This window comes from Bacteroides sp. MSB163 (genome assembly GCF_036416795.1).
Taxonomy (GTDB): Bacteria; Bacteroidota; Bacteroidia; order Bacteroidales; family Bacteroidaceae; genus Bacteroides; species Bacteroides maternus.
In genome coordinates this window covers 4,712,798-4,727,353 of record NZ_CP143867.1, presented here as the reverse complement: position 1 = coordinate 4,727,353, position 14,556 = coordinate 4,712,798, and the positions used below count along the sequence as shown (strand labels likewise).

Sequence of the window (14,556 nt, the reverse complement as noted above, 5' to 3'; positions counted from 1 at the left end):
AAAAAGATGATAAAATGAGAAAGATTGGAATGATAGCGGGAATAGTAATTCCACTGTTAGGATTGGTAGCCTGTGGTGGAACCCCGGCAAAAGAGAATCCTTTAGAAAATTCAAAAGCCCTGGAGATTATTGTCAATACGGCCCAGATAGCAAACAACGATGGTAGTGAAGAGAAACTCTATCATGCAGATGTGCAATATGCACGCTCTTTCAAGTTCACCCCACAGGCAGACGGTATTGCTACCCAAGTGATGATTCACCCCGGCCAGAAAGTGTCCGAAGGGCAGGCGCTTATCGCTTACCCCGCACAAAATTATCAACTTCAAGTGGAACAGCAACAAGCCATCTACAAAGACATGCAAAGTAAGTTAAAGAAACAACAGACTTTACTTGACAAAGGCTTCGTGGCTCGTCAAACGGTGGAAGATCTCGAACTGGAAGTGAAGAACAAAGCTAAAGAGATACGAATACTAGAAGAACAATATGTGGTAAAAGCCCCATTTTCGGGCACTATAACGGATGTTTCTGTAACACAAGGAGACTATGTAGCAGTGGGTACGCAACTTTTTATTCTGTCCGAAACGGACAAGTTGGCTGCGGAGTTCTTCGCCTCCATGGAAGAAGCCTTCCGAATCAAAGAAGGAGATGATGTGGTTCTTGAATTGGGTTCGTTATCCGAATTAAAAGGCAAAGTAATCCGGAAAAGCACCATCATGGACGATGCACGCAAGGCTTATAGAATCAGGGCGGAATTCAATAACCGGCACGATATGGCCGTAGGAGGAGTCACTGCCAACGTCCGGATGAAACTGGAGGGAAGCGGAAACTCCATCCGGGTGCCATTGACGGCCATAGCTTCCGTAGGAGGAAAGGATCTGATTTATAAATGTGTTCACGGACATGCTGTAGCCACTCCCGTACATATCGTCCATATCGTGGGGCAACAGGCTGTCATCGAAGGCGACATAGAACCGGGAGACGAATATGTCACTATCGGGATAGAAAAGATATCAGATAAATCCCCCATTAATACAATGAATTCCAACTTATGAAACTTACTAAATTTGCGATAGAACGTCCCGTCACAACTACGATGCTTTTCATTGCATTGGCGTTTTTTGGGTTAATGGCTTATACGAACGTTGGTGTCAATATGATGCCAAAGGTGAACAGTCCCTCTATCATGGTTACTACCGTTCTGCCCGGAGCGACTCCCGAAGAGCTGGAAAAGAGTGTGACCGAGAAGATAGAGAAAGAGGTTTCCGGGTTGAGTAACTTGAAACGGGTTATCTCTTACTCAATGGAGAATGTATCGACCGTGCAGGCCGAATTCCGTTCGAGCAAGAACGAGAATGAGGCAATGAACGAAGTGAAGGAGAAAGTGGAGTTGGCTATGGCAGAGATGCCGCAGTCCATTGAACGCCCATTGATACAAAAAACAAATATTGCGGATGTCCCCGTACTCACCATCGTGATGAGCGGCAATAAATCGGGGAAGGAGCTCTACGACCTTGCCGACAACAAACTGAGGAACCTCTTTACCCGTATCAACGGTGTCACCAAAGTAAATATTGTCGGTGGTGAGAAACGTGAGATTAAAATTCTGGCTGATATGCGCCGCGCTGCGGAATTGGGGCTGGATCTCACTCAGGCCAGAGAAGCCATTCGGGCTGCCAATACGAAACTGCCTGGCGGTACGTACGATTACGACGGGATGAATTTTTCCATAGAAACCGGTCAAGAAGTATCTTCTCCACAAGCTATCGGTGAGCTGATGATTTCTCACAAAGGCTATCCGTTGTCTGTCCGGGAGTTTGCCACGGTTAGTGACAGCATCGAACGCCCCAAGAACAAATCTACATTCCATGATTTGAAGAATGACCTGTACTACAGCAATGTCGTAACGCTCAATATACTCAAAGAACCGAATGCCAATGAAGTGAAATTGGCGAGGGCTATCAAAGAGAAACTCCCGGAATTTGAAAAAGAGTTGCCCGAAGGAGTGTCGCTCAGCATACCGTACGATAATTCGGCTTATACGGAAAGTGCTGTAGATGATGCTTTGCTGAATGTTATTCTCGGCATTATTCTCACGGGTGCTATTCTATACCTCTTTATCGGTGACTATCGCACGGTGATTATCGTGAGTATATCCATTCCGATATCCCTCATAGCCAGTTTCATTGTATTGAAACAACTGAATGCCACGCTCAACATGATGACGCTGATGAGTTTTGCCGTTTCTATCGGGGCGCTGATATCCAACTCCATTGTGGTGATTGAGAATATTATCCGTTTGAAAAAGGAAGGAATGCCCATCAAGCAGGCGGCGATAGAGGGAACGTCCGAAGTGACAATGGCTGTGATTGCCTCTACGGGTACCAACCTGGTGGTTTTCCTGCCAATGGCGATGATGAGTTCTATGATCGGGGTGTACTTTGTGGAGTATGCGCTGACTATTTCCGTCGCTACTGTTTTCTCGTTACTCGTATCGTTCACATTGACACCCATGCTTGCCAGCGTTCTATTGAAGAAGGATTTGAAAATTACTAAGTTCAACCGTTTTCTCGACCGTATATTCGAAAGCCTTTCCGAACGTTACGGACGTTCGTTGGAAAAGCTTTTGGTGAAAAAACGGCGAGGAATCATACTCTTTGTCTTTATGATGGCAATTTTTATCGCATCTTTCGGCTTGTTTAAATTTATCGACTTCGATTTCATGCCGAAAGAGGACATGAGCCGTGTGTTTTTGGAAGCGGAACTTCCGGCAGGCTACTCTCTGCAAGCTTCGGGCGAGTCCGCCAGGGAACTGGAAAAGCTGATTATGCAATATCCCGAAGTGGAGGCTATCCAAACGGTAATTGGTGAGAAAGGTATCATGTCTAAAGGACCGAATCTACTAAAAATCATAGCACACCTTTCGCCGGCATCCGAACGGGAAAGAAGCAATGTGCAATTGGCGGAAATGCTGAAGAGACAACTCGACAGCATCCCGTCGGTCAAGGCATTGGTATCTGCTAACGGTATTGAGGGTGGTTTGCCGATTTCCTTTATGTTGCAATCGGAAAACCCGGAAGACCTCAAAGCCACGGCTGCCAAGGTGGTGGCGGCATTGCAGGATATAGAAGAAATCTCCGGCTACGAGGCGAACAACCGGAACGGTAACCGTCTAATCTGTGTCATTCCGCGACAAAAAATTGTTTCGAGACTCAATCTGACCGTATTTGATGTGGCAACCGCTATCAACAGCGCGATAAATGGCATCAAGGTAGGAGTTTACAAAGAGAAAGGAAAGGAGTATGACATTCGTATCAGTTATAACGAAGATGACATCCGTGATATATCCCGCATTAAGAATATTCCCGTTCTGGTGAATGGAGAGCATTATACGGTGGAACGGTTAGCGGATATATCCTACGACATATCCCAGGCACAAATCTATCACGTCAACAAGCTCTCCACAGTAGAGTTCGGCATCATGCCCAAAGACAATGTTTCGGATATGGAGATGCAGGGTAAAATTACCCGGTTGATGGATGAACTTCAGCTGCCAAAATCCGTGACTGTGAAATGGGCAGGTATGGCTGAAGATATGGACGAGTCATTGCGTGAAATGTCGTTTACATTAATTTTGTCTATCCTATTACTATATATGTTGATAGCTTCGTTGCTTGAAAACTTCTGGCATCCGTTCTTGTTACTTACCACGTTGCCGATGGCTATGATTGGAGTGCTGGTGCTTGTCTTCCTCAGTGGAACGTCAATGAATATGCTTTCGCTGATTGCCATCATCACCTTGTTGGGGTTGGCTGTGAACGACAGTATCTTGATATACGATTACAACCGGCAATTGCTTGTCCGGGGGAAATCGCTATATCAAGCCACCATTCAGTCTGCAAAAACCAAACTGAAAACGGTGATAATGACTAGTGTGGCTATAGCTGTCGGCACATTGCCTAATGCACTTGAGTTCGGTGGAGGCGCAGGTGCAGCTTTCCGCACGCCGATGGCATTGGTCACTATCGGAGGTATCATCACCTCTACTGTCCTGACACTTTATGTGATTCCTTCGCTGTTCTATATGGTGAAAAAACGTAAAAACAATAAATATGATGAATAAAAAAATTGCAGTTAATGCAGGTATAGTATTACAACTAATGAACAATGCACATGGACTAACTTATATGGAGTTGAAAGAGAAAAGCCAATTCTCGGACAAAGAACTGAGTATGCCCATAGGCTGGTTGGCGTGTGAAAATAAAATTTTGTTCTCATCAGATGATGATAAATTGTATCTAAATGGCTACTTTTACTTCTAAAAACAAGATTATGCAGCAAAAGAGCTATATGAACTGGCAGACGTCTTTATGTCTTGCGGCTTTCATCACACTGATGTTCGTGCTGCCATTGTTTTCTCCCCTGTATCTCAAGATGATGGGGGGAGAAATGTTTGGTTTTGTAAGTTCTTCCCCACAGTATATATCCTTGCTTTACAACACGGGGAGTTTTTTCGGTCTTACGTTCCTGATATTCATCTATGATTTCCTGATATTGAGGAGTATTTATACTACAACAAAACGGAATTTGTATCTCATTGGCGGAATACTTCTGATCACGCTGTTATTCAGCACCGTACAGTTAATGCTGTATGTATGTATATTCATTCCGGGAAATGCCGGGAGCTTTCCTCCTGACATATTCGGAGCAATTGTCCTGAATAATGTGTCACTTGCCTTAATTGTGGTATTTGTTTCGTCTATCATTTATTTGTCCGAAAGACGTCAGCATTTGGCACTTCAATATGAAGCACTCAAGACAGAGAATATGCAGATACGCTACCAGGCACTCAAAAACCAGGTTGATCCGCACTTCCTGTTCAACACGATGAGCATTCTCGATTCACTGGTGGATGAAGACAAACAGCGGACGCACGAATATATCCAGCGCTTTTCTTCCGTCTACCGCTATATTCTGCAAACGAAAGAAACAGTGACACTGGATGAAGAACTTCGTTTTATGGATGATTACTTCGGCTTGCTTCAAGTACGTTATGGTGAATGCCTTCAGTTTAAAACAGAGATAAACTCTGCATTCAAGAACTATCCGGTCGTTCCCCTTAGTTTGCAGATACTGATAGAGAATGCCGTAAAGCATAATATAATCTCCCAGCAACATCCCCTTCGCATAACGGTCAGAACGACCAATGATTGTGAACTGATAGTCTGCAATAACTATCAGCCCAAATCCATGCCAAGTGCGGGAGCTGGTATCGGTCTGACAAACTTATCGGAACGGTATATGTTGAAGTGGCAAAAAGACATTACGATAGAACAGACGGAAGAAGAATTCAAAGTGACACTTCCTTTAGTTTTCAAATCTACTAAACCCGTATAAACCATGAAAGTAATTATCATAGAAGACGAACAGCTCACTGCAAAAAAGCTGGTCGGTCTCTTAAAAGAATTAATGCCCGATACTGTTGTCATGGGTGTATTGCAATCCGTCAGTGAAAGCATTGAATGGTTCGGCAATAACCTGATGCCCGATCTGGTTTTCATGGACATACACTTGGCCGATAATCTATCCTTTTCCATATTTGACAGTGTAGAAATAACATGCCCTATTATCTTTACTACCGCCTATGATGAATACGCCCTGAAAGCATTTGAAGTGAATAGTATTGATTATCTGCTCAAGCCTGTCAGCCGTACCTCTTTGCAAAGAGCACTGGATAAGTTAAAACGTTTTTCTGCTTCTTATCAACCACAGGAGAATGTCGAATTAATCAAAAAAGTAGCGGATACGATACTACGGGGAAACACTGTATATAAATCATCGCTACTGGTATCTGTCCGTGACAAACAGATTCCCATTAAAACCGATAGCATCGCAACCATTTATTTGGAAGACAGAAATGCTGTTGCCATACAATTTGATGGTACCAAATATCGTATTGGCGGTTTGCTCGATGACTTGATGAAACAGCTTGACCCTGTCATGTTTTATCGGGCAAACCGGCAGTTCATTGTATCCAAGGCGGCTGTAACTGATATAACAACCTGGTTTGGAAACCGTATAGTGATCAATCTCACTGTCCCCGTTCCCGAACGTATTATTGTGAGTCGGACTAATGTGCAGGAACTCAAGAAATGGCTAACGGAATAATTCTACAGACATACCATAGTTATTTCCTGTTTCTGTAATCTGATGATTTACAGTTCTGATGTTCCCGTTTTTTGACTGGGACTGCCTTTCGTGTGTTCATATAGACATCAAACAAGAAATTCAATTTCAGCGTCATTGGTGGTCCTTTCTATTCGAGTGATATGAAATTGGGTATCGGGATAGCAGCAAACGGACTTTACAGTATGGACAGGAAGATATCCTTCTCCAGCCCTCCAACGTATCGCTTTACGGGAGCATATCCACGGTAGGATTCTCTTAAATGGGTATTTATGAGCAGAAAAAATCCATTTAAAGCTATGAAACTTCTTGTGTATGAACATTCTCTTGTACCTTGTTAAATGTATTATCTTTTCCGTGAAGATAGTGAAAAATCAGTCTGCAATAAGAGGTTGTCATATATTTAATTTCATTGCAATTCTTTAGAAAAGAGTTTTTTTAAAAATAAAATATATCATAATTCAATGACTTCTTTTAAGAGAATGAATTAAGCTAACAAGAATAATCAGAATTATGACATCTAAAACAACTCATTAATAACCGCAAACATCGTTTTTAAAGAATAACCGGAACGTTTTTTAAGAACGTATCCAACGTTTATTAACAGCGCAGAAATGGACTTTAAGCCCCAAGTTGAATATATATCAACAAAAAAAGTGGCAAATCCTTGTGAGGAAATACCACCTTATCTTCTTTTTTTGCTTACTATTATTCCAAAACGAAATGTCTGAAATAACTATAATCAATTTAATTTGTTATCGAATAAACCGCCCATCGGTATTCGGTAGACAGTCTGTCTTAGATGAAATATTTGTCAAATTAACGCACCATCCAAAAGTGCTCCAAAAAGAAAGAATAACTTTTGCCATTTCACCAAGGGTTTAGGTTTATAATAAAACTTAGCTTAAAACTTTTACAAAGATACAACATTGTAAAAGCAAAATCAAGTGTTTCGACCGATACTTTACACTTTACCAGCTATCTTCCGATTTATCTTTCCCGATAAGTGCCATCACCCGTTTTTTATAAAGGTCCGCTGCCAAGGCAATATTCTTTTCCGCATCGGGTGTCCCCATACCATACACCACAAAAGGAGTCTGCCATATCATTCCTGCATGCACAGCACCACACTGATAAGGACGCAAAAGTTCATCCACCGTGAAGCGGTTTCTTCCTCCGCTTCGGTACGCATCAAATTCAGAACCGGTAGTGGTAGCCACCAACAAAGGCTTACCGGCTACTGCCGGAGTTTTTGCCAAATAGGTAAATATCCCGTCCTGCCATTTCTTTAATAAAGACGGTGCCGACATCCAATAAAATGGGAACTGATATACCACTGCATTGGCATGAGATATAATCCGGCTCCATGCATCCATATTGAGAATATTTTGCTCTGACATCTCGTATAGATTAAATATAGCCACATCTTCTATATCCTTTATGGCATCAAATAGGGCTTTATTGGCTTGTGAGTTTTCCATGTTGGGGTGTGCCAGAAGCACCACAACCTTTTTTAGATCTTTGTCCATACTATTATTTTTGATGTTTTGTTTGGGTGAATAATCAATTATGACAGGCAAAAATAACAAAAAGATTTGTGAATAACACTTCTTTGTAGAGCCGCATTCCATTTAGATATGTTTTTTTTTATTCAATAATATCTTTTCTCTAACTTTTTTGTAACTTTGCACCCTTAAAATAAGGAGGGTCGCTTTAGCACGTCTCAAAGAGCCTCCTTAATCGTTAAATTGTAAATAGTTAAATTGCAAATAAGATGGGTAAGAAGTTTGCCGAATATTCGCAGTTCGACCTCTCAAAGGTAAACGCGGAAGTGTTGAGGAAATGGGACGAGAACCAGGTTTTCGCCAAGAGTATGACAGAACGTGAAGGCTGTCCTTCTTTCGTTTTTTATGAAGGACCGCCCTCTGCCAACGGTATGCCGGGCATTCACCACGTTATGGCTCGCTCCATCAAAGATATTTTCTGCCGTTACAAAACCATGAAAGGTTTCCTGGTGAAACGTAAAGCCGGATGGGACACACACGGCCTTCCTGTGGAACTGGGTGTGGAAAAAGCAATGGGCATCACCAAGGAAGATATCGGTAAAACAATCTCCGTAGCCGACTATAACGCTGCCTGCCGCAAAGATGTGATGAAATTCACCAAAGAATGGGAAGATTTGACTCACAAGATGGGGTATTGGGTAGACATGACCGATCCTTATATCACCTACGACAACCGCTACATCGAAACATTGTGGTGGCTGTTGAAGCAACTCTATACGAAAGGGTATCTTTATAAAGGATATACCATACAGCCGTATTCTCCCGCTGCCGGAACAGGTCTGAGCTCACACGAATTGAACCAGCCCGGTTGCTACCGCGACGTGAAGGATGTGACTTGTGTGGCACAGTTCAAGATGAAGAGCCCGAAGCCGGAAATGGCAGAGTGGGGAACTCCGTACTTCATTGCATGGACCACCACTCCGTGGACATTGCCTTCAAATACCGCACTGTGTGTAGGTCCGAAGATAGATTATGTAGCCGTACAAAGCTACAATGGATACACCGGAGAAAAAATCACCGTTGTACTTGCCAAAGCTTTGCTCTACACACACTTCAATAAAAAAGCGGAAGACATCGCTCTGGAAGATTACAAACCGGGAGATAAGCTGATACCGTTCAAAATTGTAGGAGAGTATAAAGGTCCGGACCTTGTGGGTATGGAATATGAGCAACTGATACCGTGGGTAAATCCGGGTGAAGGTGCATTCCGTGTAATCTCAGGTGACTATGTGACTACGGAAGATGGTACAGGTATCGTACATATCGCTCCGACATTCGGTGCGGACGATGCCCAGGTAGCGAAAGTTGCCGGCGTTCCGCCTTTGCAACTCATCAATAAAAAAGGTGAACTCCGCCCGATGGTGGACCTGACCGGTAAGTTCTATAAATTGGACGAACTGGATGAGAACTTCGTGAAAGAGCGTGTAAATGTAGACTTATATAAAGAATATGCAGGTCGTTTCGTGAAGAATGCTTACGACCCGAATCTGACAGATCAGGACGAGAGTCTGGACGTAAGTCTCTGCATGATGATGAAAGCCAATAATCAGGCGTTCAAGATAGAGAAGCATGTGCACAATTATCCGCACTGCTGGCGTACGGACAAACCTGTATTGTATTATCCGTTGGATAGCTGGTTCATCCGCTCTACCGCTTGCAAAGACCGCATGATTGAGCTGAATAAGACGATCAACTGGAAACCGGAAAGCACTGGTACGGGACGTTTTGGCAAGTGGCTGGAAAATCTGAATGACTGGAATCTGAGCCGTTCACGTTACTGGGGTACTCCGCTGCCTATCTGGCGTACGGAAGACAATAGCGAGGAAATCTGCATCGGTTCTGTTGAAGAGCTTTATAATGAAATAGAGAAATCCGTAGCTGCCGGATTCATGAAGTCTAATCCTTATAAGGATAAAGGTTTCGTACCCGGAGAGTACAATGGAGAAAATTATGATAAGATAGACTTGCACCGTCCGTATGTGGATGACATCATCCTCGTATCGAAAGACGGCAAGCCCATGAAGCGTGAAGCGGACCTGATAGACGTATGGTTCGATTCCGGAGCTATGCCGTATGCACAAATCCACTATCCGTTCGAGAACAAAGAACTGCTGGATAGCCATCAGGTTTACCCTGCCGACTTTATCGCCGAAGGTGTGGATCAGACTCGCGGTTGGTTCTTTACACTCCATGCAATCGCTTCAATGGTATTCGATACCATCTCTTACAAGGCTGTTATCTCTAACGGATTGGTACTTGATAAGAATGGTAACAAGATGTCCAAACGTCTGGGCAATGGCGTAGATCCCTTTTCGACTATCGAGAAATACGGATCTGACCCCTTGCGCTGGTATATGATCACCAACTCTTCTCCGTGGGATAACCTGAAATTCGACGTAGACGGCATCGAGGAAGTTCGTCGTAAATTCTTCGGTACCTTATATAATACATATTCTTTCTTCTCCCTCTACGCCAATGTAGACGGATTTGAATACAAGGAAGCTGACGTGCCGATGGCTGAACGTCCTGAAATCGACCGTTGGATACTCTCTGTACTGAATACACTGGTGAAAGAAGTGGATACTTGCTACAGCGAATACGAGCCGACAAAGGCCGGACGTCTGATATCCGACTTCGTAAACGACAACCTCTCCAACTGGTACGTTCGTCTGAACCGTAAACGTTTCTGGGGTGGTGAATTTACGCAGGATAAGTTATCTGCATACCAGACTCTGTACACTTGTCTGGAAACCGTTGCCAAACTGATGTCGCCCATCGCTCCGTTCTATGCCGACAAGCTCTATATGGACTTGGTTACCGCAACAGGACGCGACAACGTGGTATCCGTACACCTGGCTAAATTCCCCGAATATAACGAGGAAATGATAGACAGAGAACTGGAAGCCCGTATGCAAATGGCACAGGACGTAACTTCTATGGTATTGGCTTTGCGCCGCAAGGTGAACATCAAAGTACGCCAGCCGCTGCAATGTATCATGATACCGGTAGTGGACGAGGAACAACGTGCCCACATCGAAGCAGTAAAAGCTCTTATCATGAGCGAAGTGAACGTGAAGGATATCAAGTTCGTAGACGGTGCCGCCGGTGTGTTGGTGAAGAAAGTGAAATGTGACTTCAAGAAGATGGGACCGAAATTCGGCAAACAGATGAAAGCCGTAGCTGCCGCTGTAGCAGAAATGCCACAGGAAGCTATCGCCGAACTGGAAAAGAACGGTTCTTATACTTTGCAACTGGATGGTGCGGATGTGGTTGTGGAAGCCGCTGACGTAGAAATCTTCAGTGAAGACATTCCGGGATGGCTGGTTGCCAACGAAGGAAAGCTGACTGTTGCCCTGGATGTAACCGTTACAGAAGAACTTCGCCAGGAAGGCGTTGCCCGTGAGCTGGTTAACCGTATTCAGAATATCCGCAAATCAAGCGGTTTGGAGATAACGGACAAAATAAAGATTACATTATCAAAAAATCAGCAAACAGATGATGCGGTAAACGAATATAAAGACTATATTTGTAACCAGGTTTTAGGAACCTCACTGACGCTGACCGATGAGGTGGAAAACGGCACGGAACTTAACTTTGACGATTTCTCCCTGTACGTAAGCGTTGTAAAAGAATAATAATACTAACGATTTAACACGTAAAGTTATGGCAGAAAAAACAAGATACTCGGATGCTGAATTGGAAGAATTCCGCGCCATTATTAATGAGAAGTTAGAATTGGCACAACGCGATTACGAATTGCTGAAAGCCAGTTTAACCGGAGCCGATGGTAATGATACCGACGATACGTCTCCTACGTACAAAGTTTTGGAAGAAGGTGCCAACACCTTGTCCAAAGAAGAAACGACACGCCTGGCTCAACGTCAGTTGAAGTTTATCCAGGGTTTGCAAGCCGCACTGGTACGCATCGAGAATAAAACGTATGGTATTTGCCGTGAAACAGGTAAGTTGATTCCTGCCGAACGTTTGCGCGCTGTGCCCCATGCTACACTGAGCATTGAGGCCAAAAATAACGGTAAGAAGTAAGGATGAACAAATACCTCACGAAAGGTCGCATTGCGCTGCTCGTTATTTTCTCGGTATTAATTGCTGACCAGATAATCAAGATCTATGTCAAGACTCACATGTATTGGCATCAGAGCGAAAACGCCATAAAATGGCTTTATGAGAAGCTGGGCATGGTAGATGCAGAACCGCCTACATGGTTTTATATTTACTTTACCGAGAATAACGGTATGGCGTTCGGTATGGAGATATTCGGTAAGTTATTCCTTACCTTGTTCCGTATTGTTGCCGTAGGAGCGATAGGGTGGTATTTAACGAGAATAATCAAGCAAGGCTTGAAGACAGGCTATATCGTATGCGTATCTCTGATTCTTACGGGAGCGTTGGGTAACATCATCGATAGTGTATTCTACGGTGTGTTGTTCAATGAGAGTACGCATTCGCAGATAGCTTCATTCCTGCCGGAAGGCGGAGGATATGCTCCTTTGTTCTACGGAAAGGTGGTGGATATGTTCTATTTCCCTATCATTGATACGAACTGGCCTCAATGGATGCCGTTGGTAGGTGGGGATCATTTCATATTCTTCAGCCCGATATTTAATCTTGCCGATGCCGCTATCAGTTGTGGTATTATTGCCCTGTTATTATTTTACAGCAAATATTTGAATGACTCTTATCATGCAATAAAGAAATCATGAAAGGTCTGCGTCGAATTCAATGGTTTAGCATATTCCTGTTAGCATCTTGTTTGACAGCCTGTCAGGTGAAAAGACCGAAGGTGGTTCTATCGGATGCTAAGATGGAAAATGTGCTTTATGACTACCATATAGCAAAGGCTATGGGGGAAGAAGTCCCTTATACCGATGGCTATAAAAGGGTGTTGTACATTGAATCGGTGTTTAAAAAGCACGGAATTACGCAAGCCGAATTTGATTCCTCAATGGTTTGGTTCACGCGTAATCCGGAAGTACTCACCAAGATCTATGAGAAAGTAAACGCAAGGCTGAAAGCGGAGCGGGATGTTGTCAATAATTTAATCGCTATACGTGACAATAAGCCGAAGGAAAGTCTTCCGGGTGATAGTATTGATGTATGGGCATGGCAACGTATCTATCAGCTGACAGGTATGCCGATGGACAACAAGATTACTTTTGTTTTACCCTCAGATACCAACTTTAAAGACCGCGATACTTTGCGATGGAACGTTCGTTTCCGCTTCCATAACGGTACGCCTGATTCCCTATATGCTCCCGTCATGGCTATGCAGATTGTCTATAAGGACAGCATCATCAGCGATATTCAGAAAGTATACAAATCAGGGATGGAAACGGTTTCCCTCTTTGCTGATACGCTGGGAGAAATTCGGGAAATACGTGGATATATCTATTATCCCGCAGCACAAGCTACCCGTACATTGCTGACCGACCGCATTTCACTGATGCGTTATCATGCTACGGATACACTGTCGTTTGCTAAGAATGATTCTATTCAGAAAGATCCTGTTAAGGCAGAGAAAATAGAACCTCAGGAACTCAAGAGGGAGGAACTCAAACCTGTGGAAGAAAATATAAATGACAATCCACGCAGACGTGATGCTGCCCGTCCTCGTCCGTCTTCGGAACCTACGCTGAAGAAGGTGGACAAGCCGGAACGCCTTCAAATCCGTAAAGATAACCCCTGATGATCAAACGATTTGCTTCACACTTTATTTTTCTGCCCGGACATGGTTATCTCAAACAATATGTGGTAGGGATGGAAGAAGGACAAGTCATATCCGCCTTTCCTTTGACAGAAGAGATTGAAGGAGTGGAATGGTTTCCCGGAGTCATTGCTTTATTGGATAATGAAGAAGATATTTCCAAAGGGTACTCCGGTATATTTCAGAAATCAAATGAAGTATTAGAGGAACTTCCGGAAGTTTTCTACCAAGAAACATTTCCTTCCGGAATAAGTGCTTATCTACTTTATCCTTTCGATTTTACAACGATGCTGCCTGTCGGCGGAACTCGGCACAGACTACTGCGGTAGCAATTGCCACATTCAGTGACTCGGACGTTTCCCTCTCTGCTGGATAATTGGGAATATAAAGTTTGCGGTTAATAAGTTGCTCCACTTCTTTCCCGATTCCATTGCCTTCATTACCCATCACAATCAATCCGTTGGATGATAATTTCTGTGTGTACATATTCTCTCCATCGAGGAAAGTGCCGTAAACAGGTATATCCTTCAGGCTTTGAATGAGGTCGGGCAGGGGAGTATAGTGCAGTTTCACACGAGCAATGCCTCCCATGGTGGCTTGAATCGTCTTTGGATTATATACATCTACGGTGTTCGGGGAACAGAAGATATGCTCTATTCCAAACCAGTCTGCCAGGCGAATGATAGTACCCAGATTTCCCGGATCTTGTACGTCGTCCAGAGCCAGACATAGCGAATGGCTGATGACAGAAGCATCTGTTTCATATTCCGGCTGCTCGAATACGGCAAGTACTTGCTGGGGAGTTTTCAATAAGCTGGCACGGGAAAGGTCTTCATCAGACACTTCCGAAACATCTTCTACCGGAAGCTTGGGATGTTGCGATAACCATTCGGGCGTCGCTGCCAGAAAGCGGCAGGGAAAATGTCCTAACAAATCTCCTACCAGTTTAGGACCCTCTGCCAGAAAGACTTTTTCTGTTTTACGATTCTTCTTCAGCTCCAACGAGTGGATATATTTGATACGGTTTTTGCTCAGTGCCATAGCTTAAATGTTATCGTTTGGCAAAAGTACGTGATTATTTCTATA

At 43.6% G+C, this 14,556-nt stretch carries 12 protein-coding genes and 1 pseudogene; 11 read left to right on the top strand and 2 right to left on the bottom strand.

The features are described from left to right. Positions 1–14 precede the first annotated feature (14 nt). From VYM24_RS18145 to VYM24_RS25480, 6 genes and pseudogenes are all read left to right on the top strand, one after another. Positions 15–1,052 carry an efflux RND transporter periplasmic adaptor subunit gene (locus tag VYM24_RS18145; protein WP_330940574.1) on the top strand — a complete coding sequence of 346 codons (1,038 nt, stop codon included), beginning with the start codon at positions 15–17 and terminating at the stop codon, positions 1,050–1,052. Then, positions 1,049–4,120, top strand: a complete 3,072-nt coding sequence (locus tag VYM24_RS18140; protein WP_330940573.1) for an efflux RND transporter permease subunit — start codon at positions 1,049–1,051, stop codon at positions 4,118–4,120. Before VYM24_RS18145 ends, VYM24_RS18140 begins: the two co-directional genes overlap by 4 nt. Continuing rightward, entirely contained in the window at positions 4,110–4,319 is a 210-nt protein-coding gene (locus VYM24_RS18135; protein WP_330940572.1) for a winged helix-turn-helix domain-containing protein, read from the top strand. The genes VYM24_RS18140 and VYM24_RS18135 overlap by 11 nt, the downstream gene beginning before the upstream one ends. Further along, entirely contained in the window at positions 4,300–5,394 is a 1,095-nt protein-coding gene (locus VYM24_RS18130; protein ID WP_330940571.1) for a sensor histidine kinase, read from the top strand. The genes VYM24_RS18135 and VYM24_RS18130 overlap by 20 nt, the downstream gene beginning before the upstream one ends. Before the next feature lie 3 nt (positions 5,395–5,397). Then, entirely contained in the window at positions 5,398–6,165 is a 768-nt protein-coding gene (locus VYM24_RS18125) for a LytR/AlgR family response regulator transcription factor (RefSeq protein ID WP_330940570.1), read from the top strand. Between the two features lie 110 nt (positions 6,166–6,275). Beyond that, positions 6,276–6,439 (top strand): annotated as a pseudogene (locus tag VYM24_RS25480) (BamA/TamA family outer membrane protein); the annotation flags it as partial. A 715-nt stretch (positions 6,440–7,154) separates the two neighbouring features. Here VYM24_RS25480 and VYM24_RS18120 read toward each other — a convergent pair. Then, complete coding sequence (locus VYM24_RS18120; protein WP_330940569.1) at positions 7,155–7,712, bottom strand: NAD(P)H-dependent oxidoreductase; 558 nt, start codon at positions 7,710–7,712, stop codon at positions 7,155–7,157. 245 nt (positions 7,713–7,957) lie between these two features. Between VYM24_RS18120 and ileS the strand changes: the two genes are divergently transcribed. The 5 genes from ileS to VYM24_RS18095 are packed head-to-tail and all read left to right on the top strand — an operon-like array spanning position 7,958 to position 13,799. Further along, positions 7,958–11,383, top strand: a complete 3,426-nt coding sequence (ileS, locus tag VYM24_RS18115; RefSeq protein WP_330940568.1) for an isoleucine--tRNA ligase — start codon at positions 7,958–7,960, stop codon at positions 11,381–11,383. A gap of 28 nt (positions 11,384–11,411) precedes the next feature. Further along, the gene (locus tag VYM24_RS18110) at positions 11,412–11,792 is read left to right on the top strand and encodes a TraR/DksA family transcriptional regulator (protein WP_007218473.1); all 381 of its coding nucleotides are present in this window, start codon (positions 11,412–11,414) and stop codon (positions 11,790–11,792) included. Positions 11,793–11,794: 2 nt separating this feature from the next. Then, the gene (locus VYM24_RS18105; RefSeq protein ID WP_007214115.1) at positions 11,795–12,469 is read left to right on the top strand and encodes a lipoprotein signal peptidase; all 675 of its coding nucleotides are present in this window, start codon (positions 11,795–11,797) and stop codon (positions 12,467–12,469) included. Further along, positions 12,466–13,452 carry a DUF4296 domain-containing protein gene (locus VYM24_RS18100; RefSeq protein ID WP_330940567.1) on the top strand — a complete coding sequence of 329 codons (987 nt, stop codon included), beginning with the start codon at positions 12,466–12,468 and terminating at the stop codon, positions 13,450–13,452. Before VYM24_RS18105 ends, VYM24_RS18100 begins: the two co-directional genes overlap by 4 nt. After that, the gene (locus VYM24_RS18095; RefSeq protein WP_425286610.1) at positions 13,452–13,799 is read left to right on the top strand and encodes a hypothetical protein; all 348 of its coding nucleotides are present in this window, start codon (positions 13,452–13,454) and stop codon (positions 13,797–13,799) included. The genes VYM24_RS18100 and VYM24_RS18095 overlap by 1 nt, the downstream gene beginning before the upstream one ends. Here VYM24_RS18095 and VYM24_RS18090 read toward each other — a convergent pair. After that, on the bottom strand, positions 13,750–14,511 hold the full coding sequence (locus VYM24_RS18090; RefSeq protein WP_291549173.1) for a TrmH family RNA methyltransferase: 762 nt from the start codon (positions 14,509–14,511) through the stop codon (positions 13,750–13,752). The two genes, VYM24_RS18095 and VYM24_RS18090, sit on opposite strands and share 50 nt — an antisense overlap. Positions 14,512–14,556: the final 45 nt, after the last annotated feature.

What these genes read in the sequence shown, in the direction of transcription:
- VYM24_RS18125 (WP_330940570.1), top strand. Translation starts at nt 5,398, where the DNA reads ATGAAAGTAATTATCATAGAAGACGAACAGCTCACTGCAAAAAAGCTG.
- VYM24_RS18100 (WP_330940567.1), top strand. Translation starts at nt 12,466, where the DNA reads ATGAAAGGTCTGCGTCGAATTCAATGGTTTAGCATATTCCTGTTAGCA.
- VYM24_RS18095 (WP_425286610.1), top strand. Translation starts at nt 13,452, where the DNA reads ATGATCAAACGATTTGCTTCACACTTTATTTTTCTGCCCGGACATGGT.
- VYM24_RS18090 (WP_291549173.1), bottom strand. Translation starts at nt 14,511, where the DNA reads ATGGCACTGAGCAAAAACCGTATCAAATATATCCACTCGTTGGAGCTG.
- VYM24_RS18120 (WP_330940569.1), bottom strand. Translation starts at nt 7,712, where the DNA reads ATGGACAAAGATCTAAAAAAGGTTGTGGTGCTTCTGGCACACCCCAAC.
- VYM24_RS18105 (WP_007214115.1), top strand. Translation starts at nt 11,795, where the DNA reads ATGAACAAATACCTCACGAAAGGTCGCATTGCGCTGCTCGTTATTTTC.
- VYM24_RS18130 (WP_330940571.1), top strand. Translation starts at nt 4,300, where the DNA reads ATGGCTACTTTTACTTCTAAAAACAAGATTATGCAGCAAAAGAGCTAT.
- ileS (WP_330940568.1), top strand. Translation starts at nt 7,958, where the DNA reads ATGGGTAAGAAGTTTGCCGAATATTCGCAGTTCGACCTCTCAAAGGTA.
- VYM24_RS18110 (WP_007218473.1), top strand. Translation starts at nt 11,412, where the DNA reads ATGGCAGAAAAAACAAGATACTCGGATGCTGAATTGGAAGAATTCCGC.
- VYM24_RS18145 (WP_330940574.1), top strand. Translation starts at nt 15, where the DNA reads ATGAGAAAGATTGGAATGATAGCGGGAATAGTAATTCCACTGTTAGGA.
- VYM24_RS18140 (WP_330940573.1), top strand. Translation starts at nt 1,049, where the DNA reads ATGAAACTTACTAAATTTGCGATAGAACGTCCCGTCACAACTACGATG.
- VYM24_RS18135 (WP_330940572.1), top strand. Translation starts at nt 4,110, where the DNA reads ATGATGAATAAAAAAATTGCAGTTAATGCAGGTATAGTATTACAACTA.